The organism is Ruegeria sp. ABD4_443 (assembly GCF_056160865.1).
In genome coordinates this window covers 166,364-191,914 of sequence record NZ_JBSWYA010000005.1, presented here as the reverse complement: position 1 = coordinate 191,914, position 25,551 = coordinate 166,364, and the positions used below count along the sequence as shown (strand labels likewise).

23 protein-coding genes are annotated in these 25,551 nt (G+C 60.7%); 12 read left to right on the top strand and 11 right to left on the bottom strand.

Features of this window, described 5'->3' with window-relative positions; all coding sequences use genetic code 11:
• Positions 1 to 50: 50 nt before the first annotated feature.
• From ACXAG8_RS11950 to pdeM, 12 genes are all read left to right on the top strand, one after another.
• Positions 51 to 1,457 (top strand): type II and III secretion system protein family protein, encoded by a 1,407-nt coding sequence (locus ACXAG8_RS11950; RefSeq protein WP_475224843.1) that lies wholly within the window; start codon positions 51 to 53, stop codon positions 1,455 to 1,457.
• A 17-nt stretch (positions 1,458 to 1,474) separates the two neighbouring features.
• A complete protein-coding gene (locus ACXAG8_RS11945) occupies positions 1,475 to 2,104 on the top strand; it encodes an OmpA family protein (RefSeq protein WP_475224839.1) in 630 nt (209 codons plus the stop codon).
• A 200-nt stretch (positions 2,105 to 2,304) separates the two neighbouring features.
• A complete protein-coding gene (locus ACXAG8_RS11940) occupies positions 2,305 to 3,540 on the top strand; it encodes a CpaE/TadZ family protein (RefSeq protein WP_475224836.1) in 1,236 nt (411 codons plus the stop codon).
• Between the two features lie 24 nt (positions 3,541 to 3,564).
• The gene (locus tag ACXAG8_RS11935; RefSeq protein ID WP_475224833.1) at positions 3,565 to 5,007 is read left to right on the top strand and encodes a CpaF family protein; all 1,443 of its coding nucleotides are present in this window, start codon (positions 3,565 to 3,567) and stop codon (positions 5,005 to 5,007) included.
• 11 nt (positions 5,008 to 5,018) lie between these two features.
• Positions 5,019 to 5,987 (top strand): type II secretion system F family protein, encoded by a 969-nt coding sequence (locus tag ACXAG8_RS11930; RefSeq protein ID WP_475224827.1) that lies wholly within the window; start codon positions 5,019 to 5,021, stop codon positions 5,985 to 5,987.
• Between the two features lie 10 nt (positions 5,988 to 5,997).
• Positions 5,998 to 6,981, top strand: a complete 984-nt coding sequence (locus ACXAG8_RS11925) for a type II secretion system F family protein (protein WP_475224823.1) — start codon at positions 5,998 to 6,000, stop codon at positions 6,979 to 6,981.
• A 4-nt stretch (positions 6,982 to 6,985) separates the two neighbouring features.
• Positions 6,986 to 7,570 carry a tetratricopeptide repeat protein gene (locus ACXAG8_RS11920; RefSeq protein WP_475224818.1) on the top strand — a complete coding sequence of 195 codons (585 nt, stop codon included), beginning with the start codon at positions 6,986 to 6,988 and terminating at the stop codon, positions 7,568 to 7,570.
• 27 nt (positions 7,571 to 7,597) lie between these two features.
• Complete coding sequence (locus ACXAG8_RS11915) at positions 7,598 to 8,449, top strand: tetratricopeptide repeat protein (protein ID WP_475224813.1); 852 nt, start codon at positions 7,598 to 7,600, stop codon at positions 8,447 to 8,449.
• Between the two features lie 3 nt (positions 8,450 to 8,452).
• Positions 8,453 to 8,998 carry a prepilin peptidase gene (locus ACXAG8_RS11910; RefSeq protein WP_475224808.1) on the top strand — a complete coding sequence of 182 codons (546 nt, stop codon included), beginning with the start codon at positions 8,453 to 8,455 and terminating at the stop codon, positions 8,996 to 8,998.
• A gap of 117 nt (positions 8,999 to 9,115) precedes the next feature.
• A complete protein-coding gene (locus ACXAG8_RS11905; protein ID WP_475224803.1) occupies positions 9,116 to 10,423 on the top strand; it encodes an ATPase in 1,308 nt (435 codons plus the stop codon).
• Positions 10,424 to 10,532: 109 nt separating this feature from the next.
• The gene (locus ACXAG8_RS11900; RefSeq protein ID WP_475224796.1) at positions 10,533 to 12,944 is read left to right on the top strand and encodes a ligase-associated DNA damage response DEXH box helicase; all 2,412 of its coding nucleotides are present in this window, start codon (positions 10,533 to 10,535) and stop codon (positions 12,942 to 12,944) included.
• 43 nt (positions 12,945 to 12,987) lie between these two features.
• Positions 12,988 to 13,650: a ligase-associated DNA damage response endonuclease PdeM gene (gene pdeM, locus ACXAG8_RS11895; RefSeq protein ID WP_475224791.1), complete on the top strand. Its 663-nt coding sequence runs from the start codon at positions 12,988 to 12,990 to the stop codon at positions 13,648 to 13,650.
• A 10-nt stretch (positions 13,651 to 13,660) separates the two neighbouring features.
• On the opposite strand, the gene ACXAG8_RS11890 is transcribed toward pdeM, so the two are convergent.
• The 11 genes from ACXAG8_RS11890 to ACXAG8_RS11840 form a co-directional block, all read right to left on the bottom strand.
• Positions 13,661 to 14,407 (bottom strand): LytTR family DNA-binding domain-containing protein, encoded by a 747-nt coding sequence (locus ACXAG8_RS11890; protein WP_475224787.1) that lies wholly within the window; start codon positions 14,405 to 14,407, stop codon positions 13,661 to 13,663.
• Positions 14,408 to 14,622: 215 nt separating this feature from the next.
• Positions 14,623 to 15,513, bottom strand: a complete 891-nt coding sequence (gene folD / locus ACXAG8_RS11885; protein WP_475224781.1) for a bifunctional methylenetetrahydrofolate dehydrogenase/methenyltetrahydrofolate cyclohydrolase FolD — start codon at positions 15,511 to 15,513, stop codon at positions 14,623 to 14,625.
• A 50-nt stretch (positions 15,514 to 15,563) separates the two neighbouring features.
• Positions 15,564 to 15,869: a chorismate mutase gene (locus ACXAG8_RS11880; RefSeq protein ID WP_475224778.1), complete on the bottom strand. Its 306-nt coding sequence runs from the start codon at positions 15,867 to 15,869 to the stop codon at positions 15,564 to 15,566.
• A 60-nt stretch (positions 15,870 to 15,929) separates the two neighbouring features.
• Positions 15,930 to 17,606 (bottom strand): formate--tetrahydrofolate ligase, encoded by a 1,677-nt coding sequence (locus ACXAG8_RS11875; RefSeq protein ID WP_475224775.1) that lies wholly within the window; start codon positions 17,604 to 17,606, stop codon positions 15,930 to 15,932.
• Positions 17,607 to 17,767: 161 nt separating this feature from the next.
• On the bottom strand, positions 17,768 to 18,346 hold the full coding sequence (locus tag ACXAG8_RS11870; protein ID WP_475224770.1) for an MOSC domain-containing protein: 579 nt from the start codon (positions 18,344 to 18,346) through the stop codon (positions 17,768 to 17,770).
• Between the two features lie 112 nt (positions 18,347 to 18,458).
• Positions 18,459 to 20,375 (bottom strand): ATP-dependent zinc metalloprotease FtsH, encoded by a 1,917-nt coding sequence (gene ftsH / locus ACXAG8_RS11865; RefSeq protein WP_475224767.1) that lies wholly within the window; start codon positions 20,373 to 20,375, stop codon positions 18,459 to 18,461.
• 75 nt (positions 20,376 to 20,450) lie between these two features.
• On the bottom strand, positions 20,451 to 21,704 hold the full coding sequence (tilS, locus tag ACXAG8_RS11860) for a tRNA lysidine(34) synthetase TilS (protein ID WP_475224764.1): 1,254 nt from the start codon (positions 21,702 to 21,704) through the stop codon (positions 20,451 to 20,453).
• Entirely contained in the window at positions 21,701 to 22,525 is an 825-nt protein-coding gene (ybgF, locus tag ACXAG8_RS11855) for a tol-pal system protein YbgF (RefSeq protein WP_475224756.1), read from the bottom strand. Before ybgF ends, tilS begins: the two co-directional genes overlap by 4 nt.
• A 4-nt stretch (positions 22,526 to 22,529) precedes the next feature.
• Positions 22,530 to 23,033 (bottom strand): peptidoglycan-associated lipoprotein Pal, encoded by a 504-nt coding sequence (gene pal / locus ACXAG8_RS11850; protein ID WP_475224753.1) that lies wholly within the window; start codon positions 23,031 to 23,033, stop codon positions 22,530 to 22,532.
• 88 nt (positions 23,034 to 23,121) lie between these two features.
• A complete protein-coding gene (gene tolB / locus ACXAG8_RS11845) occupies positions 23,122 to 24,441 on the bottom strand; it encodes a Tol-Pal system beta propeller repeat protein TolB (protein ID WP_475224748.1) in 1,320 nt (439 codons plus the stop codon).
• Complete coding sequence (locus ACXAG8_RS11840) at positions 24,438 to 25,550, bottom strand: cell envelope integrity TolA family protein (RefSeq protein ID WP_475224743.1); 1,113 nt, start codon at positions 25,548 to 25,550, stop codon at positions 24,438 to 24,440. Before ACXAG8_RS11840 ends, tolB begins: the two co-directional genes overlap by 4 nt.
• Between the last annotated feature and the right edge of the window lies 1 nt (position 25,551).

Here is a 25,551-nt window from a genome sequence, read left to right as displayed (position 1 = left end):
AGGGCAAAAGACCCAATAAAAATCGAGTGGTGATCGGAGAGGCAGGTCACATGACAATACGTTCCTGGATCAGCGCAACCCTGCTGGGGTTGGCGCTTGTTACGAGCCCGGTCGGCGAAGCCGCCTGGGCCGAAAATCTTCGCGTGGTCAAAAAGGGGACGGCGGAAACGCTGGACGTCCCCATGAACCGCGCGATTGTGGTGGAAAGCGAACAGCCTTTCGCCGAATTGAGTATCGCCAATGCCGGTATCGCCGACATTTCGTCGCTGTCAGATCGTACGATTTACGTTCTGGGCAAGGCGCCGGGCATGACGACACTGACCTTGTTTGATGGCGCCGGAAACCTGATCACCAATGTTCGGGTCCGGGTCGCGCCGGATGTTACCGAGTTCAAAGAGCGCCTGCGCCAGATCCTGCCAAACGAGCCGATCGAAGTGCGCACCGCAAATGACGGCATCGTGCTTTCGGGCACTGTTTCAAGCTCGGCCCGGCTGGCCCGCGCGCTGGAACTGGCGGAACGCTATGCGCCCGAGCGCGTATCGAACCTGATGAATGTCGGTGGCGTTCAGCAGGTCATGCTGAAAGTCCGCTTTGCCGAGATGAACCGCTCTGTTGCCAAGAACCTTTCCGCCTCGCTGGGTTTCGGCGGCGGGGATGCGACCGGTGGTATCAACACGCTGAACAACCAGGTATCCCTGAGCAACGCTCTGGCCAACAACATCCCGGCCGTTCAGTCGAATACCGGTGCGATCCTGTTCGGATTTGGCGCCGGTTCGACCCAGGTCCGGCTGTTGCTGGAAGCGCTGGAAACCAAGGGCCTGGCCCGCAGCCTTGCTGAACCCAACCTGTCGGCCCTGTCCGGCCAAGAGGCCACGTTCCTTGCGGGCGGCGAAGTTCCGATCCCGGTTCCGCAGGATGACGGCGTTGTGGCGATCGAATACAAGGCCTTCGGCGTCGAAATCGACTTTGTTCCGCGGGTTGTGGATGGCGATCTGATCAACCTTGAAATGGCCGCAGCCGTTTCAAGCATCGATACCAGTTCGAATTTCACCATCAACGGCGACACGGTGCCCAGCTTTATCACCCGCCAGACCAGCACCACGGTCGAATTGCGCGACGGGGAAAGCTTTGCCATCGCCGGCCTGATTCAGGACGAATTCGCCGATCTTAACAGCCAGATCCCCTGGTTGGGTGATGTCCCTGTTCTGGGCGCGTTGTTCCGCAGCGCGGAATACCAGCGCGAGCAAAGCGAACTGGTTATCATTATCACCGCGCACCTGGTGTCACCGACCCGAGGCGAGGCGCTTGCCCTGCCGACGGACCGCGTGAAACCGCCCAGCGAATTCGATCTGTTCCTGAACGGCAAGGTTTCCCGGACTGAACGGGTCGGCAACGGCGCAGCCTCGGAAGTGGCCAAGCAGGACTTTGGCAATTCCTACGGCTACGTTCTGGATTGATTGAGAGGATAGGACCAATGCAGAAGTGGATGATCACGCTGGGTCTGACAGTCGCAGTCACCAGCTGCACCCGGGAAGCCGGTTACGAAATCGATCAGGGCGCGTTCGGGAATGCGACGTTGAACAATGTTCAGGTCATGAATGGCGAACTGACTTATGGGCAGATCCTGGCCCAGCGATTCGCGGCCGAAGTGCCCACCCAGATCAACTTTGCCTTTGACAGCAGCCAGCTGGACGCCTCGGCGCAGCGCATCCTGCTGCAACAGGCAGACTGGATCAAGCAGTTCCCCGAAGTGCGGTTCCGCGTCTATGGCCACACTGATGCCGTCGGCTCGCAAGCGTATAACCGCAGCCTGGGCCTGCGCCGCGCCAATGCGGTCGTCGCCTTCTTTGCATCGCAGGGAATCTCGCGGTCGCGCCTTGAGGCGGTGGTATCCTACGGCAAAACCAGGCCGTTGGTGGCAACGCCGGACCGCGACCGGCGCAACCGCCGGACCGTGACCGAGGTGTCAGGTCTGGTCGATCGCCATCCCAATATCCTGGACGGCAAATACGCCGAGGTCGTGTATCGCGAATATATCATCAGCGCCGCACCGATCAGTGGTCTGTCGCTTGAGACCAACGCGGGCGATACACGCGAACAATAAAGTGAAATTGGGCGGCATAGTCGCCCATTTCCCTACAATTGGTTCTTTTGCGCCAAATTCTCGCCTAACTTCCAAGCGAAGTTGTGAACAATAGGGTGATTTGCGGCCAGAATTGACCGCTTAAGGGCGACAGCAGACCGAAACACGATTCTCGACGGTTTTTGACAGTCTGTTGCGCTCGCACGACGAGGATTGTGTTAATGACGAGCGCCACGCCGCAAGACGATGATACTGCCATTCTGGCCTGCACGATCAGCCGTGATGTCCAGAATTTCGATCTGCTGATCGAAGACATGGAGGCCGCTCTGGGTGAGCGTTGGGGGGATCTTGGTTTTGCCGAAGCTCTTGCCTTTTTCAGCCAGCCCGAAGCCGAATCCCTTCAATTCGTTGCCCTGGCCATTGATGGCGAAGACGAAGACAATCTGACCCTGATGGGCGAGATCATCGCGCAAGCCAAGGAAAAGAACGTAAAAGTCGTCCTGATTGCCGAAGATGTCACGCCGGCATCGTTGCATCAGCTGTTGCGCAAGGGCGCGGACGAGTTCGTCCCATACCCCCTGCCCGAGAATGAGCTGCAGGAAGCTATTGAACGCATGAACCAGCCCGACCCGGTCGCAGCGCCACAAGCCGCGGCCGTGCCGCTGGCCCAGGGCGAAGCCAAGGAAGGCGCGCTGTTCGTGGTTCATGGGCTTGCCGGCGGCGTCGGCTCGACCACGCTGGCCGTCAACCTGGCATGGGAATTGGCGAATGTGTCCGCGAAGGAAACCCCCAAAGTCTGCCTGATCGACCTGGACCTGCAATATGGCACTGTGTCGACCTATCTGGACCTGCCGCGGCGCGAAACAGTGTTCGAAATGCTTTCGGACACCGCGTCCATGGATGAAGAAGTCTTTGGCGCGGCCTTGCAGTCCTTTGAAGACAAGATGGAGGTGCTGACCGCGCCATCCGAAATGGTGCCGCTGGACCTGATCACGCCCGAAGACATTCAACGGGTCGTGGACACTGCACGCAACCATTTCGACTATGTGGTCGTGGACATGCCCAAGACCCTTGTGCATTGGTCTGAAACCGTTTTGCAGGCGGCCCATGTCTATTTCGCGATGATCGAACTGGACATGCGCTCGGCGCAGAATGCGCTGCGCCTGAAACGCGCGCTGCAGGCCGAGGAACTGCCGTTCAACAAACTGCGGTTCGCCCTGAACCGCGCCCCGAAATTCACCGACCTGAGCGGCAAAAGCCGGGTCAAGCGCATGGGCGAAAGCCTTGGCATCTCGATCGACCTGCAACTGCCTGATGGCGGAAAGCCGGTCATGCAAAGCGGGGACCATGGTCTGCCGCTGGCAAATTCGGCTGCCAAGAACCCGTTGCGCAAGGAAATCGCAAAACTGGCACAGTCGCTTCACAGCCTGGGCACCAGCAACGCCGAAGCCGCCTAATCCAGCCCGAGGGGGGAGCCACCCGTGTTTTCACGCTATAAGAAAGAGCCTGCCGCGCAACCCGTGGCCACGCCGCCGAAATCCCCGGCAGCAAGCCCTGCCGCACCGGCCCCCGAGGCGGCGTCGACGGCCGTGGCCCGCAAACCGGTGCAGAAAAAGGCAGCCGAGGTCGCAAGCACTGACCGGGATCGCAAACGCAAGGAACGTCTGGGTGAAATCAAGATCGAGCTGCACCGCGAGCTGCTGGAAAACCTGAACCTTGCGGCGCTGGAAAACGCCGCCGAGGCCGAACTGAGGTCGGAAATCAGCGCGATTGCGGGCGAAGTTCTGGAATCCAAGAACATCGTCCTGAACCGGGATGACCGCGCGCAGCTGAACAAAGAGCTGTATGACGAGGTCACCGGGCTGGGTCCGCTGGAAACGCTTTTGCAGGACGAATCCGTCAGCGATATTCTTGTAAATGGCCCGCAGCAGATTTTTGTCGAACGGTTCGGCAAGCTTGAGATCAGCGACGTCACCTTCAAGGACGAAAAGCACCTTATGCGGATCATCGACAAGATCGTGTCCGCCGTTGGACGCCGTGTCGACGAATCAAACCCCTATGTTGACGCCCGCCTTGCAGATGGATCGCGCTTTAACGCGATGGTTCCGCCAATTGCGGTCGATGGATCGCTGGTTTCCATTCGTAAGTTCAAAAAAGACAAGCTGGGCATCGACGATCTTGTCAATTTCGGCGCGTTCACCGAGGAGATGGCCGCGTATTTGCAGGCCGCTGTTTCAACCCGCCTCAACGTGATTGTTTCGGGTGGTACGGGCTCGGGTAAGACGACCACGCTGAACGCCCTGTCCAGTTTCATCGACGACGCCGAGCGCATCCTGACGATTGAGGATACGGCGGAACTTCAACTGCAGCAAACCCATGTGGGCCGGATGGAAAGCCGCCCGCCCAACGTGGAAGGCAAAGGCGAAGTCAGCCCGCGCGACTGTCTGAAAAACGCCCTGCGTATGCGCCCCGACCGCATCATCGTCGGCGAGACACGCGGTGCCGAGGTGATCGACATGCTGCAAGCGATGAACACCGGCCATGACGGGTCGATGACGACGATCCACGCGAACTCGGCCCGCGACGGCATTTCGCGTCTGGAAAACATGATCGCGATGGCCGGTATCGAAATGCCCATCAAGGCGGTGCGCAGCCAGATCGCCTCGGCTGTGAACCTGATCGTACAGGCCAGCCGCCTGCAGGATGGTTCCCGCCGGATGACCTCGATCACCGAGATTACCGGCATGGAAGGCGACGTGATTTCAATGCAGGAAATCTTTCGTTTTCAACGTGTTGGACTGACGCCGGACAACAAGATCATTGGTCATTTCACCGCCACCGGCGTGCGCAGCCACTTTTCCGAGCGGTTCCGCCTGTGGGGCTTTGACCTGCCGCCATCCATCTACGACCCAACCACAATGTAGGAGATCTGGATATGCAACTGCCTATGGAGGCGCTTATCTATGTCGTGATCTTCGTCGGGGTCCTTCTCCTGGTCGAAGGCATCTACCTGGTGGCATTTGGGAAATCCATCAGCCTGAACAGTCGCGTGAACAGGCGCCTGGACATGATCGACAAGGGTGTCGGGCGCGAACAGGTTCTGGAACAGCTGCGCAAGGAAATGCAGCAGCACATGAAAACCCAGAGCATCCCGCTCTATTCGCTGCTGGCCGACAAGGCGCAAAAGGCGGCCATCGCCTTTACCCCGCGCCAACTGATCATGATCATGGCGCTGGTGTCCGCCGTGGCCTTTATGGGGCTGAGCATCGGAACCCGGACCGACACCGTGTTGCGGGCCGCGATTTCCATCGCGATCGGGGTCGGCGCGGTCTATTCCTGGGTCAACCACAAGGCCAAGAAACGCATGGGGCTTTTGGAAGAGCAACTGCCCGATGCCGTTGAACTGATGGTGCGGTCCTTGCGGGTGGGCAACCCGTTCGTGTCCTCGGTTCAGATCGTGGCCAACGAGGTACAGGACCCCATCGCAACAGAATTCGGCGTGATCGCAGATGAATGCGCCTATGGGCGCGACGTTGGCGAGGCGCTAAAGGATATGGCCGAACGGCTGGACATGCAGGATCTGCGCTTTCTGGCGGTTGCCGTCAGCATCCAGCAGCAATCCGGGGGCAACCTTGCCGAAATCCTGGCGGGTCTGGCCAAAGTTATCCGGGCCCGGTTCCGTCTGTTCCGCCGGGTCAAGGCGATCACCGCCGAAGCGCAATGGTCGGGCAAGTTCCTGTCCGGGTTTCCGTTGTTCTGCCTGGTGTTCATCCTGGTCAAGGATCCGGGGTATTACGACTCGGTTCTGGATCACAAATGGTTCATTCCGGCCTGTTTCTTTGTCGGCATCATGCTGACCCTGAACCTGATCGTCATGCGCATACTCACCAACATCAAGGTCTGAGGGCACGAAAATGGATTTCCTGACCCAAATCAACGACTTGCTGACCGACAACCTGGGTAAGTTCGGCCCCCTTATCGTCGTCGGCGTGTTGGGGCTGTTCATGATACTGGTCGCGGCAATGCTGATGATGAATCAGCCCGAAGACCCGCTGAAGAAACTTCAGCGCTCGAACGCGGCGCCCAAGAAAACCAAGAAGGACAAAAAGGACCAATTGCGCACCTCGGGGCGCAACGAACAGCTGGAAAAGTTCGCGACATTCCTTGAACCCAAGAACGAAGAGGAATTCTCGGCCGTACAGTTGAAACTGCGGCAGGCTGGCTATCAATCCAAGGATGCGGTCCGGTTTTTTCACTTTGCCCAATTTGCCCTGGGGATCACCGGTATCATCATCGGCGTCCTATTGGTGACGGTCTTTTCCAATGGCCAGGAATTTACCAGCCAGCAGATGATCATTCGCGTTCTGGTGCCCGGTGCCGTGGGATATTACATCCCCAAATACTGGATCACGCGGCGGGTCGAAGCCCGAAAAGAGGCCATTATCGCAGGGTTTCCCGATACGCTGGACCTGATGCTGGTTTGCGTCGAGGCCGGGCAATCGCTGGACCAGGCCATCGTGCGGGTGGCGTCGGAAATGCGGGCATCCTACCCGGACATTGCCCAGGAATTCGAAGTGGTTGCCTATGAGATGAAGGCAGGCAAAGAAAAAGACACCGTTCTGCGCGATTTCGGGACCCGGTGCGGCGTTCAGGATGTCAGTTCGTTCGTGACCGTGATGATCCAGTCGGCAACTTTCGGCACGTCAATCGCCGAGGCCCTGCGGGTTTACGCCGGTGAGATGCGGGACAAACGCGTCATGCGCGCCGAAGAGGCCGCGAACAAGTTGCCAACCAAAATGACACTTGCCACAATGATGCTGACGGTGCCTCCGTTGTTGGTCATTCTGGTCGGACCATCCGCCAAAGGCATCATGGAGTTCGGAAACAGGGGTCAGTAACCCGATGAAATCAGAACCGGGCCTTGCCCGATCAGGGTTTCGCCGATTGATACAAGCCACCGCGGTTCTGGTCGCGGTGGCTTCTTGTACGGAAACTGCCGATAAAGGCTCGCCCTATGCCCCGGGCGTTGACCCGTCGGGCAAACCCGTTGACGAAGTGGCCGTCGGAAACAGGCTGATGATTGCCGGGGAATACGAACTGGCGATCGAGTCATTTACGCGCGCGGCACTGGTCGACGGAATGACACCCGAAATCCTGACATCCATCGGAACCGCGAACCTGGGCCTGCGCAGGCTTGGACAGGCCGAGCCGTTGTTGCGGCGCGCCGTCGAGGAAGACCCCGATTGGCCGATTGGGTGGAACAACCTGGGTGTCTTGCTGATCGAGACCGGCGCGTATGCCGAGGCCTCGCAGGTTTTTCAGCGCGCCTACGCGCTGGACAATGGCGAAAGTGACGCAATCCGCGACAATCTGCGGTTAGCACTCGCAAAAATGGAAAATCCTGCTAATAATACTGCTCAACAAAAAGAAGAATACACGCTGGAACAGCGCGGCAACGGTGCATTCGTTCTTCGCAAGATCCAGTAATCGAGGCGAGCAGTAAAGGACGCTAAAATGCGCCAACCATTCCTGATTCCGGCAGTCGTCGTGTGCGGGCTGATTGTGTCTGCCTGCGCAAAGGAAACCGAAGAAGAAAAAGTCGAACGCACCTTTCAAGAGGTGAACGTCATCGACGAAACCAACCTCAATGACGTGATGCTGAACGCCGCCGACCCGAACGAGGCGGTGACCTATTTCCACGGCGCGGCCAGCAAGAACCCCGGTCGTATCGACCTGCAACGGGGATTGGCGATATCGCTGACCCGTGCCAAGCGCACCACCGAGGCCGCAGCGGCGTGGAAACGGGTCACGACCATGAAAGGCGCGACCAATGCCGACCGGGTGGATTACGCCGGTGCATTGGTGCGGGCCGGAAGCTGGGATCAGGCCCGAGCGGCGCTGGACAAGGTGCCGCCGACCCATGAAACCTTTAAACGCTACAGGCTCGAAGCGCTGGTTGCGGATGCAAACAAGGACTGGAAGCGGTCGGATCATTTTTATGAAACCGCCGTTGGACTGACCACGCGTCCGGCGGGTGTCATGAATAACTGGGGTTATTCGAAACTGACCCGTGGCGAGTATTCCGACGCCGAGCGCCTGTTTACCGAGGCCATCCGTCAGGATAACGGGCTGTTCACCGCCAAGAACAACCTTGTTCTGGCCCGGAGCGCGCAGGGGAACTATACGCTGCCCGTCATTCCGATGTCACAAGCCGAACGGGCGCAATTGTTGAACACGATGGGGATTTCGGCTGTCAAACAGGGGGATGTGGCAACCGCCAAGAACCTGTTCCGCGAAGCAATCGCCACCCATCCGCAACATTTTGACGAAGCTGTCCGTTCGCTGCGCGCGCTTGAGGAAGCCTGATAGATGAACATACCTGCTGCGGCGGCGATCTGGTTCTTGCCGTTCGTTCTGCCGATCTGCTTTTATGTCGCCTTCACCGACATGCGCGAGATGCGGATCAAGAACCACGCAGTCCTGGCGCTGGGTGCGGTGTTCGTCGGGATCGGGCTGTTCGCCCTGCCCCCCTGGTCCGGTGACTGGGTCGCGGGTGACCTGGGGCCATTGTCGGTGACGCTGCCCGTCTATGCCTGGCAAATGCTCCACATCGTCGTGATCTTGCTGCTTGGCATTGTCCTGAACGCCGCGGGCGTTATGGGCGCGGGGGATGCCAAGTTCTGCGCTGCCGCCTCTGCCTTTGTCTGGGTTGGTGACTTGCGCGAGGTGATAGTGATCCTCATGGCCACCACATTGGGCGCGTTTGCCACCCATCGGCTGGCCAAGCATACCGGTCTGCGCGCCATTGCGCCCAACTGGGTCAGCTGGGACAAGGGCAAGCTTTTTCCGATGGGGCTGGCATTGGCCGGAAGCCTGGCCATCTATCTGATATTGGGCGCTTTTAACGGATCGTAAACCATCATCCGAACGCCTTGCCTGCGCCTTGGTACTGCCACAAAGCTGCGCCACATTTTCCGCAAGCGCCCCCGACAGGGGCCAAATGTGTGAAAATTGGACAAACGAGCCGCGCTCATGAACATGCAGACCACTTCCGTGATGGCCCCTCCTACCCCCAAGGGATTGGAGGAAATGCAGCTTCCGCTGGTGATGATGCGGGATATCCTGCTGAAAACGGTATTTCGCAAGAATGTGGATACGGTTTCGGAAATTGCCGAGGCGATCTGCCTGCCATCCTCGGTCACACAAGAGCTGGTCGATATCTCGCGCGAACAGAAGCTGCTGGAGGCGACAGGCACACTGAACGCCAATTCCGGCAACGAGATGGGGTATCAGCTGACCGATGCCGGCAAGGCACGGGCGTTGGACGCGCTGAGCCAGTCCGAGTATTTCGGCGCGATGCCCGTGCCATTGGACGTGTATCGTGAACAGGTCAAACGGCAATCGATCCGCAACATTCAGGTGACCCGCGACCAGTTGACCGGCGCGATGGGCCACCTGGTTTTGCCCGACAGCTTGCTGGATCACCTGGGCCCCGCCGTCAGCGCCGGTCGTTCGATCCTGATGTACGGCCCGCCGGGCAACGGTAAATCTTCGATCTCGAACGGAATTCGGGATGCATTGGGTGACAATGTCTATGTCCCGCGCGCCATCGAGTATGCCGGTCAGGTCATCACGGTCTATGACCCGATCGTGCATACGGCGATCGAACAGGAAGCCGACGACCCCAACAGCCTGCGCCGCCGCAAGCGCTTCGACACGCGCTATGTACAGTGTGAACGTCCCACGGTTGTCACCGGCGGTGAGCTGTCGCTGAGCATGCTGGACCTTGTCTACAACCCGACGGCGCGCACCTATCAGGCACCGCTGCAGCTGAAGTCGACAGGCGGCATCTTCATCGTGGATGACCTTGGCCGTCAGGCCGAACCGCCCCAGGCGCTGATCAACCGCTGGATCGTTCCGCTGGAAGAAAGCAAGGATATCCTTGGCCTGCAATCCGGTGAGAAATTCGAAGTCCCGTTCGACACGCTGGTCATCTTCTCGACCAACTTCCACCCCAACGAGATTTTCGACCAGGCCGCCCTGCGCCGGATTTTCTTCAAGATCAAGATTGATGGCCCGAACCAGGAAAACTTCCTGAAAATCTTTGCCATGGTCGCCCGCAAACGCGGCATGCCCCTGGATGAACGTGCCCTGGTGCATTTGTTGAAGGTGAAATACCCGACGATCAACAATGTCTATGCCAATTACCAGCCGATCTTCCTGATCGACCAAATGATCTCGATCTGCGAGTTTGAAGGCATTCCCTACCAGATGACCCCCGATCTGATCGACAGGGCCTGGGCCAACATGTTCGTCAAAGACGAAGAAATCGTCAAATAGCCAACGCCCGCCGACTGCACTCGGTCGGCAACGGGCGCCGGATCACCTTTCCGGCGCCGGTATTTCAGTTTTTCCTGTGCCGCGCCATCAGCCGGGATAAACTGATCACATGACCGCCATCCCCCCCCTGATTCACACCTGGTTTGCCAACAGGGGCTGGTCTGTTCACCCCCATCAAAAAACACTGTTCGACCGGCGTCTTGATCCGGCCACCCTGCTGATCGCCCCGACCGGAGGCGGCAAGACGATGGCCGGGTTTCTGCCGTCGCTGGCCGAGCTGGCCGACGGTCGTCATACCGGGCTGCATACGATCTATGTCTCGCCGCTCAAGGCGCTGGCGGCCGATATCCGGCGCAATCTGCGTATTCCGGTGGATGAAATCGGTCTGCCGATCCGCATCGAGGATCGCACAGGCGATACATCGGCCACGCAAAAGAAACGGCAACGCGCCGACCCGCCCCACATCCTGCTGACGACACCGGAAAGCCTGGCCCTGCTGACCTCGTACGAGGATGCACCACGCATGTTTGATGGCGTGCAGCGCGTGGTAATCGACGAGATTCACGCGCTGGCGGACAGCAAACGGGGCGATCAGCTGATGCTGGCGTTAAGCCGGTTACAGGCCATGTGTCCCGGCCTGCGCCGTGTCGGGCTTTCAGCCACGGTCGAGGACCCCGAGGCGATTGCACGGTTTCTGGCCCGCCACCCAGACCCCTGCAGGATCGTTCAGGCAGACCCCGGACCCGACCCTGATATCTCGATGCTGAAGACCCGCGAAATGCCGCCCTGGTCCGGTGGAGGTGCGGCCTATGCCATTCCGGCGGTGATGGAACAGATCAAGCAGCACAGAACGACGCTGATATTCCACAACACCCGCGCACAGGCCGAGATCTTCTTTCGCAACCTCTGGCTTGCGAATGATGATGGATTGCCGATCGGCATTCACCATGGCAGCCTGGACAGGCAGCAACGCGAACGGGTCGAAGCCGCCATGGTCCGCGGAGACCTGCGCGCCATCGTCTGCACCGGCAGCCTGGACCTGGGCATTGACTGGGGCGATGTGGACCTTGTGATCCAGGTCGGCGCCCCCAAAAACGTCAAGCGACTGGTTCAACGCATCGGCCGGGCAAACCACCGGTACAATGCGCCCTCAAAGGCAATTCTTGTCCCCGCCAACCGTTTCGAGGTGGTTGAATGCGTCGCCGCATTGCGGGCCGCGCAGGCCCATGAGCTGGACGGTGACCCGCGTGGTCCAGGCCCAAGGGATGTCCTGTGTCAGCATATTCTGATCACGGCGGCTGCGGGGCCGTTCGATGCAAGCGACCTGTACGCGCAGGTGATCTCGGCCGGGCCCTACTCGCACCTGACCCGCCCACAGTTTGACACCTGCCTCGAATTCTGCGCAACCGGGGGCTACGCCTTGCAAGCCTATGACCGCTGGCAGCGACTTCAACGCCGCGACGATGGCCGCTGGCAACTGCGCGACCCGCGCGCGGCACAGCGTATCCGGATGAACCTGGGCACGATCCAGGAAACGGATACGCTGAAGGTCCGGTTGCGCCGTAACCGGGGCGGTAAACCCCTGGGCGAAGTCGAAGAAGCCTTTGCCGCGTCGTTGACCCCCGGCGACACCTTTTTGATCGGAGGCCAGGTTGTCCGGTACGAAGGTCTGCGCGAGATGGTGGTCGAGGTCAGCCGCCGTGCGGACAAGAAACCCAAGATCGCAACATTCTCGGGGACAAAATTCGCAACCTCGACCCAGCTGAGCGACCGGATTTTGCGCATGTTTGCGCAGCCTGACTGGCCCGAATTGCCCGACCATACCGCCGCGTGGCTGCAGCTTCAGCGCGAGCTGTCATTCCTGCCGACGCGCGACCGGTTGCTGATCGAAAGCTTTCCCAATGACGGGCGCGAAAACCTGTGCGTGTTTGGCTTTGCGGGACGAAACGCGCAGCAAACGCTTGGGTTGCTGCTGACAAAGCGGATGGAGGAAACGGGTCTGGCGCCTCTGGGGTTTGTCGCGACCGACTACGCAACCCTGATATGGGGGCTGGATGCGGTAACCGACCCGCGCGCGCTGTTCGACCTGTCCGCGCTGAGGGATGGGCTGGACCGCTGGCTGGCGGGAAACGCGGTCATGAAACGGACCTTTCGCGCCTCGGCAACGATTGCGGGGCTGATCGAACGCAACACTGGCGGACAGCGCAAAAGCGGGCGCCAGGCGACGTTTTCCTCGGACATCCTGTATGACACGCTTTTGAAATACGACCCCGACCACCTGTTGATGCAGATCACCCGCGAAGAAGCCATGCGCGGGCTGGTCGATTTCAGCCGGATCGAATCCATGATCGCGCGGATCGGGGACCGGATCGATCTTGTGCGGCTGGACAGGGTCTCGCCCCTGGCGGCGCCGCTGCTGCTTGAGGTCGGAAAAGTGCCGGTGAAAGGCGCCGCCGAAGAGAGGCTTTTGGCGGAAGAAAGCGCGCGCCTGTTGCACGCCGCGGGATTGTCACAGCCGTGACACGGTGCTTGCAAAACCTGGCCCATCGCGCCAAGAACGTAACATGAACGACCTGGCTTTTTCGTTTTTTGGGCAGCGTTTGCGGGCCCTGGGGTCCGGCGCGCTTTGGTGGCCCGCGCATGACCTGTTATGCGTCTCGGACCTTCACCTGGGCAAATCGGAACGGATCGCACGGCGCAGCGGCCGCGCCTTGCCGCCCTATGACACCCGCGAAACGCTGGACCGGCTTGCGACGGATTTGGCGCACAGCGCGGCCACGACGGTGATCTGTCTTGGCGACAGTTTCGACGATATCGCCGCGTCACAGTCATTGACGGCCGAAGAAAGGCTGCAGATCGCCACCCTGCAAGCCGGTCGGAAATGGATCTGGATCGAAGGCAACCACGACCCCGGCCCCGTCGAGATGGGTGGCACGCATCTGGTTGAAATGACCCAACCGCCCCTGGTGTTTTGCCATATCGCCCAACCGGGCCGTCAGGGCGAGGTTTCGGGCCACTATCACCCCAAGGTCCAACTTAGGGTCAGGGGCAGGTCGATCACCCGGCCGTCCTTTTTGCTGGATGGTCACAAGCTGATCCTGCCGGCTTATGGCACCTATACAGGCGGGTTGCGCAGCACCGATGCGGCCCTTACCGATTTGATGGGGGCGGATGCACGCGCCATTCTGACAGGGTCGCAGCCCCAGATCATTCCGCTGCCGCGCTGACGCAGGGCTGCTATAGCAGACCCGCCTGTTCCAGACCGGGCTTGTATTTCCTGCTGACCGGCACGCGGTCATTGTTCCGCAGGCGCAGGAATATCTTGCCATCCGTTTTCTCGACTCCCGCTATCGCGGATTCCGTCACCCAATGTGATCGGTGCGTACAGCACCCTGCCACGGGTTCCATATCGGCGATCGCGTCGGTAAAGCGCATGCGAATTGCAAAGGTACCTTCGGACGTGACGACATCCACGAAATGGTTTCGGACGGTCAGCCGGTATATTTCGCCATCAAATGTCTCGGGCAGCCTGCGCGCAAGGCGTGGCTGCGGTTGTGCCTGTTCTTCGGTCTGGTCAGGCCCCACCACCAACATCAGCCCGGCGGCGAAGAGAGCGCCATAGGGTGCTATTGACCAGGGTCCCGGTGTCTGCTGCCCGTCGCAGGTGAACAGCAACCACGCAAAGCCCCACAGGGCGGGTGTGAACAGCACAAAGATCACCACCGAAAACGCGCAATCCCGCGCCGGAAGCCCCGCCGAACACAAGCGCCCCCGGACAAAATTCCGGGACGCCCATGTCACCGCAACGGCAAGCGCCATGACCCCGACCCAAAATACCAGCCGCATGGGAAATGACAGCTCTGATCCGCGGAACGGCGAGAAGGAATAGGCCAGTAACGGGATAAAGACCAACCCCGCGATCACACGCTGGGGCGCAGGTTTGACAAGAAGCGTTTTCAGCTTGAACCTCATCGACAATTTCATCGACGCCCGCCCCGTTATCCAGCCTGAACACCACGGGGGACTGAACGCCTGTACTCACTAACCGACTGGAAAGACAGGACTATCACGAATTGCTATGGATTCAAAGAAGTTGAGGTCACAAAACCGTCAGGTGACCCGCCCAAATGGGCGGTGTCAGGGCCATGACGTTGCGTCAACAAGGGTACCGCAGGCCAGAAATTGGCCTGCGGAATAGGTCAGGCCGTCAGACCTTCGGGTTCCGGCAGGCCGTTGGCGCGGCACGCGGCGGTCAGTGTGTTCGCCAGAAGGCAGGCAATGGTCATCGGCCCGACGCCGCCAGGCACCGGGGTAATCGCACCGGCACGCGCGGCGGCGCTGGCGTAATCAACGTCGCCGACCAGCTTGTTCTTGCCGTCACGTTCGATCCGGTTGATGCCCACGTCGATCACGGTTGCGCCTTCCTTGATCCAGTCGCCCGGCACCATCTCGGGGCGGCCGACGGCTGCGACGACGATGTCGGCGCGGCGGACAACATCGGGCAGGTCCTTGGTACGACTATGCGCAATGGTCACGGTGCAGCTGTCGCCCAGCAGCAATTGCGCCATCGGCTTGCCGACGATGTTCGACCGCCCAATCACCACCGCATCCATCCCCGACAGCGAGCCATGGTGGTCGCGCAACATCATCAGGCAGCCCAGCGGCGTACAGGGCACCATCGACTTCTGGCCCGTCCCCAGCAATCCCACGTTCGAAATGTGGAAGCCATCAACATCCTTGGCCGGATCAATCGAGTTGATCACCAGATCTTCGTTCAGATGCTTGGGCAGCGGCAATTGCACCAATATGCCATGCACCGCCGGGTCGGTGTTCAGCTTGTCGATCAGCGCCAGCAAGTCCTGTTCCGAGGTCTCGACGTCCAGCTTGTGTTCGTACGAGTTCATGCCGACCTCGACGGTCATCTTGCCCTTGGACCGCACATAGACCTGGCTGGCCGGGTCCTCGCCGACCAGAACCACGGCCAGGCCGGGGGTGATCCCGTGTTCTTCTTTCAGCTTTGCGACCTGATCGGCCACCTGCGCGCGAACCTTGGCCGCGAAGGCCTTGCCGTCAATGACTTGCGCTACCATTCAATGATCCCCTCTCTCAAAACGGATCGGGCGCAGGCGCGCCCGGAATGTCAATCAGTGCCGAGCACGCGTTCCTCGCGCGCGATCGACCAATCAATCAGGATGCGCCAAAGCTGTTCGGCAAGATCGGGGTCCATCCCCGCCTCGCGCGAATTGGCGCGCACCTTTTGCACCACGTCCTCGACCCGCGCCGGAATGCGGGCCGGAAGCCCCTCGCCCGGTTTCAGGACCGCCGCCCGGTCGATGTAACCCAAGCGCGCCGCCAGCATCTGGATCAGATGTTGATCCAGCTTGTCGATCTGAACGCGCAGGTCCTGCATCGAGTTGCAGTCCTGTGGCGGTGTCAGAGTGGGCATGTCATTCTCCTCGTGACCCGGGGCGCAAACCTCGGATCACGAGATGTCTTATTTGCAAGCTTAGAACAAGCCCTCGATCTCACCTGCGTCGTTAAGGCAGATGGATTCCGCCGCTGGTTTGCGTGGCAGACCGGGCATGGTCATGATCTCGCCGCAGACCACCACGATGAACCCGGCACCGGCGCTCAGCCGTACTTCGCGGACGGGGACCGAGTGGCCATTGGGCGCACCGCGCAGGGTCGGATCGGTCGAGAACGAATATTGGGTTTTCGCCATACAGACCGGCAGGTTGCCATAGCCCGCATCTTCCCATTCGCGCAGCTGGTTGCGGATCTTGTTGTCGGCCAGAACCTCGTCCGCGCGATAGATGCGCTTGGCAATGGTCTCGATTTTCTCGAACAGCGGCATGTCATCAGGATAGATCGGCGCAAAGTTCGCGGTTCCGCCTTCGGCGATTTCAACAACCTTTTCCGCCAGCGGGGCAGAGCCTTCCGAGCCCAGTTCCCAATGCCGGGACAACACGGCCTCGACCCCATGATCGCTGCAATAATCCTTGACGGCCTGAACTTCGGCGTCGGTGTCGGTGACAAAGTGGTTGATCGCGACAACGACCGGCACGCCAAAGGATTTCACATTCTCGATGTGGCGGCCAAGGTTTGCGCACCCTGCCTGAACGGCGTCCACGTTTTCTGCGCCCAGATCGGCCTTGGCCACGCCACCGTTCATCTTCATCGCGCGCACAGTGGCGACCAGAACCACCGCAGACGGCGCAATACCCGCCTTGCGGCACTTGATGTTCATGAACTTTTCGGCCCCAAGGTCGGCGCCAAAGCCGGCCTCGGTCACGACATAATCCGCCACTTTCAAAGCAGTCTTTGTCGCGATGACCGAGTTGCAGCCATGCGCGATATTGGCAAAGGGGCCGCCGTGGACAAAGGCCGGGTTGTTTTCCAGAGTCTGCACAAGGTTCGGCTGCATCGCGTCCTTCAGCAGAACGGTCATCGCGCCTTCGGCCTTGATGTCGCGGCAATAGACCGGGGTCTTGTCCCGGCGATAGGCCACGATGATGTCGCCCAGACGCTTTTCCAGGTCCTTCAGATCCGTTGCCAGGCACAGGATCGCCATGACCTCGGACGCGACGGTGATGTCAAACCCGGTTTCACGCGGGAAACCGTTGGACACGCCGCCCAAGGATGCCGTGATCTGGCGCAGCGCCCGGTCGTTCATGTCCACGACACGACGCCAGGCGACGCGGCGGATGTCAATCTCGCAGGCGTTGCCCCAATAGATGTGGTTGTCGATCATCGCCGACAACAGCGAATGCGCCGAGGTGATGGCGTGAAAGTCGCCGGTGAAATGCAGGTTCATCTCCTCCATCGGAACAACCTGCGCAAAGCCGCCGCCCGCGGCGCCGCCCTTCATGCCGAAATTCGGACCCAGCGAGGCTTCGCGGATGCAGATCATCGCGTTTTTGCCTATGCGGTTCAGACCGTCGCCCAGCCCCACGGTGGTGGTGGTCTTGCCCTCGCCCGCCGGGGTCGGGTTGATCGCGGTCACCAGGATCAGCTTGCCATCTTCGCGGCCCTGCACCGAGTTGATGAAGTCCTGGCTGACCTTGGCCTTGTCATGGCCATAGGGCAGCAGGTCGTCGCTGGAAATGCCCAGCTTGGCACCGATTTCCTGGATCGGCTTCTTGTTCGCTTCGCGGGCGATTTCGATGTCGGATTTATAGCTCATTGGGCGGGGTCCCTGATTGAATGCGGTACGAAACCGATTTCAGCATCGGTGCTGCACCACCCTTAGCTTTCCGCACCGGAACAATAGATATGGATTCCGACATTTTCGGGCTGCGAAACGGCGTATTGCGCGCCGGGCTGTGTCTTATCGGAAACCGGTGATCAGGAATGGGACCAGGTGCGCTGATCGGGAACGAACAGCGACAGCGTGTCGCCGACCTTCAGCATGCCGGGGCGTTCGACCCAGGCGGTCACCCCGCGGCGCCCCTGAGCTGCCGGTTTGAACGCTGCGCCATGGCCGGGTGCTTCGGCTTCGATTTCGCGGCCGGGCAGGACACAGGGCCGGTTTTCCATGTCGATCGTTACCGTCAGCCCATCGGGCGCTTGCAGGCGCGAGGACGGCGGGACATGGGTGAAATCCGGGATACCCCGGATCACGACACTTGCGCCCAGCAAGCCCGGATCAACAGCGTCCAAATCCATTTCCCGCGCGATCTCGGTCAGTTCTTCTTCGGACAGGATCGTCAGTTGGCGGACATTGCGGATCTCGGTGCCCTGGGGATAAAGGTTCTTGACCCGGACACAGGATGGCCGGTTAACGCCCTCGTGCCGCGCCCCCCGATCACCGGAGAAACCCAGATCCAGTTGCGCCACGTTTCCGGCGCGCAGCGACGCGCCGGATGGGACATGCCCCAGCCAGACGACACTGGCCTTGAACTCTGTCTGTCGTAAAACCGGCATCTTGCCCCCCTCTCAAGCTCCAAGAACAGCCCTTGCGCCGCAGCCTAGTGCCAATTGCCCGAAATAGAAGGGCAAAACGAAAAGACCCGGGAGGCAATCCCGGGTCCTTGGTTCATGCGGTCGGTTCAGGTTCCATGCCGCCATCGGGCGGTGTCTTCTTGACCTTGGTCTTGGGAATCGCGGTCACGCTGGGTGCATTCCCCTGGTCCGGGTTTTCCCCTTCGTCATCGCCGTCATTGGGCGGTGAGCCGTTCATGACGCGTTTGATCTCGTCCCCGGTCAGGGTTTCGTATTCCAGCAAGCCCTGTGCCAGACGCTCCCATTCCTCGTTCTTTTCGGTCAGAATGCCATGCGCCCGCTCGTACCCTTGCTGGATCAGGCGCTTGACCTCTTCCTCGATCAGTTCCTTGGTATGGGCCGAGACCGAGAACCCGGCGGTATTTCCCGAATAGCCTTCATGCGCTTCGGCATAGTCGATATTGCCGACCTTGTCCGACATGCCCCAACGCATCACCATGGCCCGCGCCAGTTGGCTGGCCTGCATGATGTCACCGGCCGGACCGTTCGAGACGTGATCCTCACCATATTTGATGACTTCGGCGGCCTTGCCTGCCATGGTCATGGCCAGTTTCTGTTCACATTCATCACGGTGATAGTTCAGCTGATCCATCTCGGGCAGGCTGACAACCATGCCCAGCGCACCACCGCGCGGAATGATCGTGGCCTTGTAGACCGGATCGCACAGCGGCAGGGTCATCCCCACCACGGCGTGGCCGGATTCGTGATAGGCGGTCTTTTCCTTCTGGTCCTGCGTCAGAACCATCGACCGGCGTTCGGCCCCCATCATCACCTTGTCTTTCGCGTTCTCGAAATCCTCCATGGTGACAAAGCGGCGACCGACGCGGGCGGCCATCAACGCGGCCTCGTTCACGAGGTTGGCCAGATCGGCCCCCGAAAAGCCCGGCGTGCCGCGCGCAATGATGCGCAGGTCGACATCGGGCCCCAGTGGCGTTTTGCGGGCGTGCACGCCCAGGATTTTTTCGCGGCCCTTGATGTCGGGATTGCCCACGGTGACCTGACGGTCAAACCGGCCCGGACGCAGCAGCGCAGGGTCCAGAACGTCCTTGCGGTTGGTGGCCGCCAGAATGATCACGCCCTCGTTGGCCTCAAAACCGTCCATCTCGACCAGCAGCTGGTTGAGCGTTTGTTCGCGTTCGTCATTACCACCGCCATAACCGGCGCCACGATGGCGGCCCACGGCGTCAATCTCGTCGATGAAGACGATACAGGGCGCGTTCTTCTTGGCCTGTTCAAACATGTCCCGCACACGGGATGCACCGACACCGACAAACATTTCCACGAAGTCCGAACCCGAGATGGTGAAGAACGGCACGCCCGCCTCGCCCGCGATTGCGCGCGCCAGCAGCGTCTTACCGGTGCCCGGAGGGCCAACCAGCAGCGCGCCCTTGGGGATCTTGCCGCCAAGACGGCTGAATTTCTGCGGGTTGCGCAGGAATTCGACGATCTCTTCCAGCTCTTCCTTGGCCTCGTCGATGCCCGCCACGTCGTCAAAGGTCACCCGGCCATGCTTTTCGGTCAGCATCTTGGCTTTGGACTTGCCAAAGCCCATCGCGCCGCCTTTGCCGCCGCCCTGCATCCGGTTCATGAAATAGACCCAGACACCGATCAGCAGTAGGAAGGGCAGAAGCGTGATCAGGAAAGACTGAAAACCGGATTGCTGCTGCTTTTCCGCCCGCACGGGGATGTTTTCGTCGATCAGCAGCTTGGTCACCTCGGCATCGCCGGGCTTGATTGTGACATAGGTGCCTCCGGAACCGGTGGTGTACCGAATCTGCTCGCCATCAAGCGTGACGTTCTTGACGTCCCCCGCCTGAACCGAGCTGACAAAATCGGAATAGGTTTTTTCATTGCTCTGGAGTGTTCCGCCAGGACCGCTGAACAAATTGAACAGGGCCAGGATCAGCAGGAACAGAACAACCCAGAAGGCGATATTACGAGCGTTGCCCAAGGAAAATCTCCCAAAAATTCTCGGCAGATGGGGATCTGCCGGGTTGTACTTAAAATAGAGATGATTGAGGCAGGTTCAATGCGATAAAATGGATGCGTAAAACTCGGGCATTTGCGGGTGTGGTGCGGCAAGCCAGCCATTGGCAAAGCCAGCCTGCGGGGCGCAGACCAGTTCGCCCCCTCTCCAGCCTGATGGCGAGGCCATCAAGGCCCCGCGTGGTTTGCCCACGGCCCGCCAATCCGGCAGTTGCCGGATGCCGTCATCGCCCAACGCCCGAATCTCGACGCCCCGGTGATCGGGGCCGGTCAGAACCCAGCGCGCATCCCAAACGGTGCCGGGATGGCAGATTTCGTGTTTGACTGCATTCAGTTCCCGGCAAAACCAGGTCCTGTCGCCATCAGGGATCAAAAGGCACCCGCCCAATGTACCGGCCGATCCGGCCTGTAGCGCGGCCAGCGCCTGGTCCAGCGCGGTTTGACGGGGGGGATAGTCGCCGCCTGCAATCCACCTGACAATGGCGACCACGATGCGGCGCCGGATTTCATCGGGCAGCCGGGCAAAGCCATCGCGGTCGATCACCACATCGCCATCCTTTACCATGGTCACGTCGCGGGCGGAAACTTGCGCATACTGGTCCAATGCGTCGCGCGCCCGCGCCAGATTTTCCGCGACGCGCGACAGCGCTTCGGGCGTGATCCCCAGGGGACCAAGCCCGTCCAACGCACGGCGCGCTCTGATCCGGTCAAATCTCTCGTCATGATTCGACGGGTCCTCGACCCAGGATTTACCGCTTGTTGTCAGATAGGCCCGCAGACGCGCGCGGGTGATCGACAACATCGGGCGCAGCACCTCGATGCCGTCCTGTTCGCGCCGCGCTGCCATACCGGCCAACCCGGTCACCCCGGCGGCGCGGCCCAACCTCATAAGCAGCGTTTCGGCCTGGTCATCTGCCGTATGACCCAGGGCGATTGCCGAAACGCCCCGGCGCGCGGCCCAGTCGGTCAACAGACCATAACGGGCGCGGCGGGCTTGATCCTGAAGGTTTCCCGCGCCATTCCATCCGGTCCAGACCAACACGTCATGGGAAACACCCAAGCTGGCGCAAACCGCCGCGACACCGGCCGCCTCGTCGGCAGAATCCGGGCGCAACCCGTGATCTACTGTGGCCGCGCACAGCGCGACCCCTTCGGCCCGCGCGATCTCGGACAGCAGGTACAGCAACGCCATCGAATCGCCGCCGCCAGAGACCGCGATGCCAAGGCGCTTTGGCAAAGTCTCGGGCAGTCCTGCGCGGATTTCGGCACTCAGCGTTGCCAGATCAGAGCTCAAGTACAGCCCAGCGATGCCATTTCCTGAGTGGCCGACGAAACGGCCTCGGACGCAGGAAACCGGACGCCGACCTCACCCAGGGTGATACAGGCCTGATCTGTTTGCCCCAATCGGCCCAGCGCAGCCCCCAGTTCAAACAGCGCAACCGGGGCTGCCGGACCTTCGGAATCGCCGGTAAAACTGGCCAGGAACGCGCGCGCGGCTTCACGGGTATCGCCCAACCCTTCGAGAGCTTGCCCGCGTTTCAGATTGGCCTCGGCGGCCAGCGGGCTGCCGGGATAGGCCTGGTCAAACTGCGTGAACTTCTCAGCCGCCGCCTGAAAGTCACCGGCCTCAAGCGCCTGCGCGGCGGCATCGAAATCGGCCTGTTCACCAATCGCAAGTTCGCTCTGCTCGGTGACAGACGGGTTTTCCGGGGTCGGCGCAACCGCCGTTGTCCCCGTGTCTTCGCCGCCCAGTGTCGAGGTCTCGCCCAGGGTACTCAGATCGCCGCCTTCAAGTTCGACCAGCCGGAATTCAAGGTCACCGATCCGGTTCGTGCCGTCCGCGACGATGTTCTGCACGCGCTGGTTCAACTGCTCGGTCTGACGTGTCAGCCGCTGCAGTTCGGCCTCGATCGCGTCGACCCGTTCCAGAACCGAACTGCCCGACAGGTTCGGCGCGGGGGAACCGGTGGTCGAAAATTCGCGCTTGAGCCGCTGAATCTCGACATGCAGAACCGTCAGTTCCTGACGGATATCGGCCAGCGTCTGCTGATCCTGCGCCTGTGCAACACCGGCGACGGTCAGAGCCGCCGCCAGAACCAAACCCGCAATTCGCATCTTGTTACCCCGTGGTTGATCCGGTCAGCACCGTTACCGCACGGCGGTTCTTGGAGTAACACTCCTCGGTGCTGCAAATTTCGATCGGCCGTTCCTTGCCAAAACTGACCGTCTGCAACCTGTTGCCGGCCACACCGCGCGAAATCAGGTATTCGCGGGCGGCGTTGGCGCGGCGTTCACCCAGCGCAAGGTTGTATTCACGCGTGCCCTGTTCGTCGGCATGCCCTTCGATCGTCGCCACGTAATCCGTGTTGGCCAACAGCCAGTCCGCCTGCCCTTGCAGGATCGTCTGGGCCTCTGGTGTCAGGGTCGACTGATCCACCAGGAACAGGACCCTGTCACCCACCGCCTGCTGGAAATAGGCCGGTGAACGCGGGTCACTTGGTGACCCCGGCACGATTGCGCCATTGCCGCCCGCGCCGCCGCCCAAGGTTGATGGATCGTTGTTTGTACAGGCGGCGATCAGTGCCAGCGCGCCCAGTGCTGCGAATTTGCCCAAAACATTCATGCCAGTTTGCCTCTTGTCCCGTTTGTTTATTGCCGTCTTTCTATCATACCGCCCGGGGCTTGTGAACGTCGCCCGCCTGTGGGATCGGTCAATTCTGCAAGGGCCCCCAGGAAGGATCGCTGCCGCCGTCAGGCGTGCGCACCGGCCTCAGGTTGCGGCCCGATATATCCACGGAATACAACGTCGACCGGCCGCTTGCCCCCTGCGTTTCACGCGTGAACATGATGACGCGCCCGTTCGGAGACCATGTCGGCCCCTCGTCCAGGAAAGATGCGGTCAGCAGGCGTTCTTCGCTGCCATCCGTGCGCATCACGCCAATGTGAAACCGGCCCTTGTTCTGCTTGGTGAACGCCACCAAATCGCCGCGCGGCGACCAGACCGGGGTGCCATACCGCCCCTGCCCAAAGCTGATGCGCGTCGCCTCGCCGCCCTGGGCGGGCATGATATAAAGCTGCGGCGTACCCGAACGATCGCTTTCAAAGACAATCCGGGACCCATCGGGCGAATAGCTGGGCGCGGTTTCGATAGACGGCGTATTCGTCAGGCGCGTGCTTTGCCCCGAGCCCAAATCCATCTTCCACAGATCGGTATTGCCGCCCTGCGCCAGCGAATAGACGATGGACTGACCGTCAGGTGAAAACCGCGGCGAAAAGCTCATCGTGCCTTCCTGCGTCTTCAACTCCTGCCGCTTGACCCGGCCGACATCCAGAACATAGATGCGCGGACGGCCGCTTTCATAGCTGGTATACAACAGCCGGTCCCCTGACGGTGAAAACCGCGGCGCAAGAACAATCGCCGCGCTGTCGGTCAGGTACTGCACGTTTGCGCCGTCGTAATCCATGATTGCCAAGCGCTTTTTGCGCTGATCCTTGGGGCCGCTTTCGGACACATAGGCAACCCGGCTGTCGAAATATCCCCCCTCGCCGGTAACGCGGGAATAGACCTGATCGGCAACTTTATGCGCCATGCGCCGCCAGCCATCGGTGGTGCCCGCGAATTGCAGGCCGTTGCCCAGTTCTTGCCCGGAGAACACATCCCATACGCGGAACCGCACCGTCAGTTTCTTGCCCGAGACATTGACGGCCCCGGTGACCAGAGCCTCGGCGTTGATTGCTTTCCAGTCCGCGAACTGGACCGGAGCGTCAAAGCTGCTGACGCGGCTGATGAATGCATCGGGCGCAATCTCGCGAAACAGCCCCGTCCCCGTCAGGTCCGCCGAAATGACCCGCGAAATGTCATTGGCATATTGCGCGGCTGCCGGGGTGTCGGGCACAAAGGTTGGCACCGCAAATGGCAGGGGCTCGATGATCCCCTCGTCCAGCTCAAGACGCAACGGTCCGTTCTGGGCGAAAACGGGCACCGCCAACAGCGTCATGCCAACAAACAGGCTGGTCAAAAGTCTCATCATTTGATCCGCATCCTCTCGGGATTGAATGTAATCTCAATATTCTGCCACTGGGCGTATTTGTCAGCAGGCAAATCATATCCCTTCGCTCCACAGCGAAGAATTGCGCGCCGGGCAGCCTCATAGGCCTGTTTCGCGGCGCCTGCCGACCCGCCAGAGCTGTCAAGCATGGTCAGGCTTCCCCCGACAACCGTGCCGTCACGGTTGAGCGAAAAGCCCACCACAACGACCGTGCTCAGCGCGTCGGTGGACAACGATCCCACGTTCCAGCACTGCGATACGGCAAGGCGCATCGCGTCCTTTTCGCCGCTGGTCAGCGGTGGGCCCGAAGGTTCCTGAGCGCCGCCCAAAGCTTCGGCCAGCGCATCGTTTATCGCCCCCTGATCGCTTTGGGCCGGCTCTTGCGTGGTCTCTGGCGCAGGCTCGGGCGTTTCGGCCACCTGTGGTTCCTGCGCCGGTTCGGGGCGGCTTGGGCGGGCAGGCGGGCGCGGCGATGCGCGCGGGGACAGCTCTGGTGTTTCCTCGGCCTCTGTGACGATCTCGTCGGTGGCCTCTTCGGGGGCTGTCTGATCCTGTTGTTCCTGCTGAACCTCGGCCCCTTCGTCCAGCGAAACGGCAGGCGTTTCGACATCGTCGGGTTTGACGTCCGGCGGGGGCGGCACAATAAGCTCCGGCGCGACCTTGTCGGCGGGGCGCGGCTGCGCCTCTGGCCCGGGCGGCTCTGGCAGGGCGGCCACTTCGGGTTCAGGCTCGGGCAGGGTTGCGGGTTGTTCAACCACTTCGGGCTCGGGCGGGGTTTCGACCGGGTCCGGCTCGGGTTCGGCCGTGGGTTCGGCGGGCGTCACAGGTTCCTGGCGCGGCGCCTCCTGTTGCAGCGGTTCTATGGCATCCGGTGTTCCGGCCTGTTCAGCGGGTTGGTCCAGCTCGGTCGGCGCAGGTGCCAATTCAGGCGCATCTTTCTGGGCGGTCATCGCCGCGAACTGCTCGACCGTGACCACGGACACGTCCTGAACAGCCATAGGAAGCGGCTCGGACCGGAAGGTGCCGCCGAACAACGCCCACCCGATCAAGCTTACATGGGCGATCGCCGAGATCTTGGTGCCGGTCTGCAAA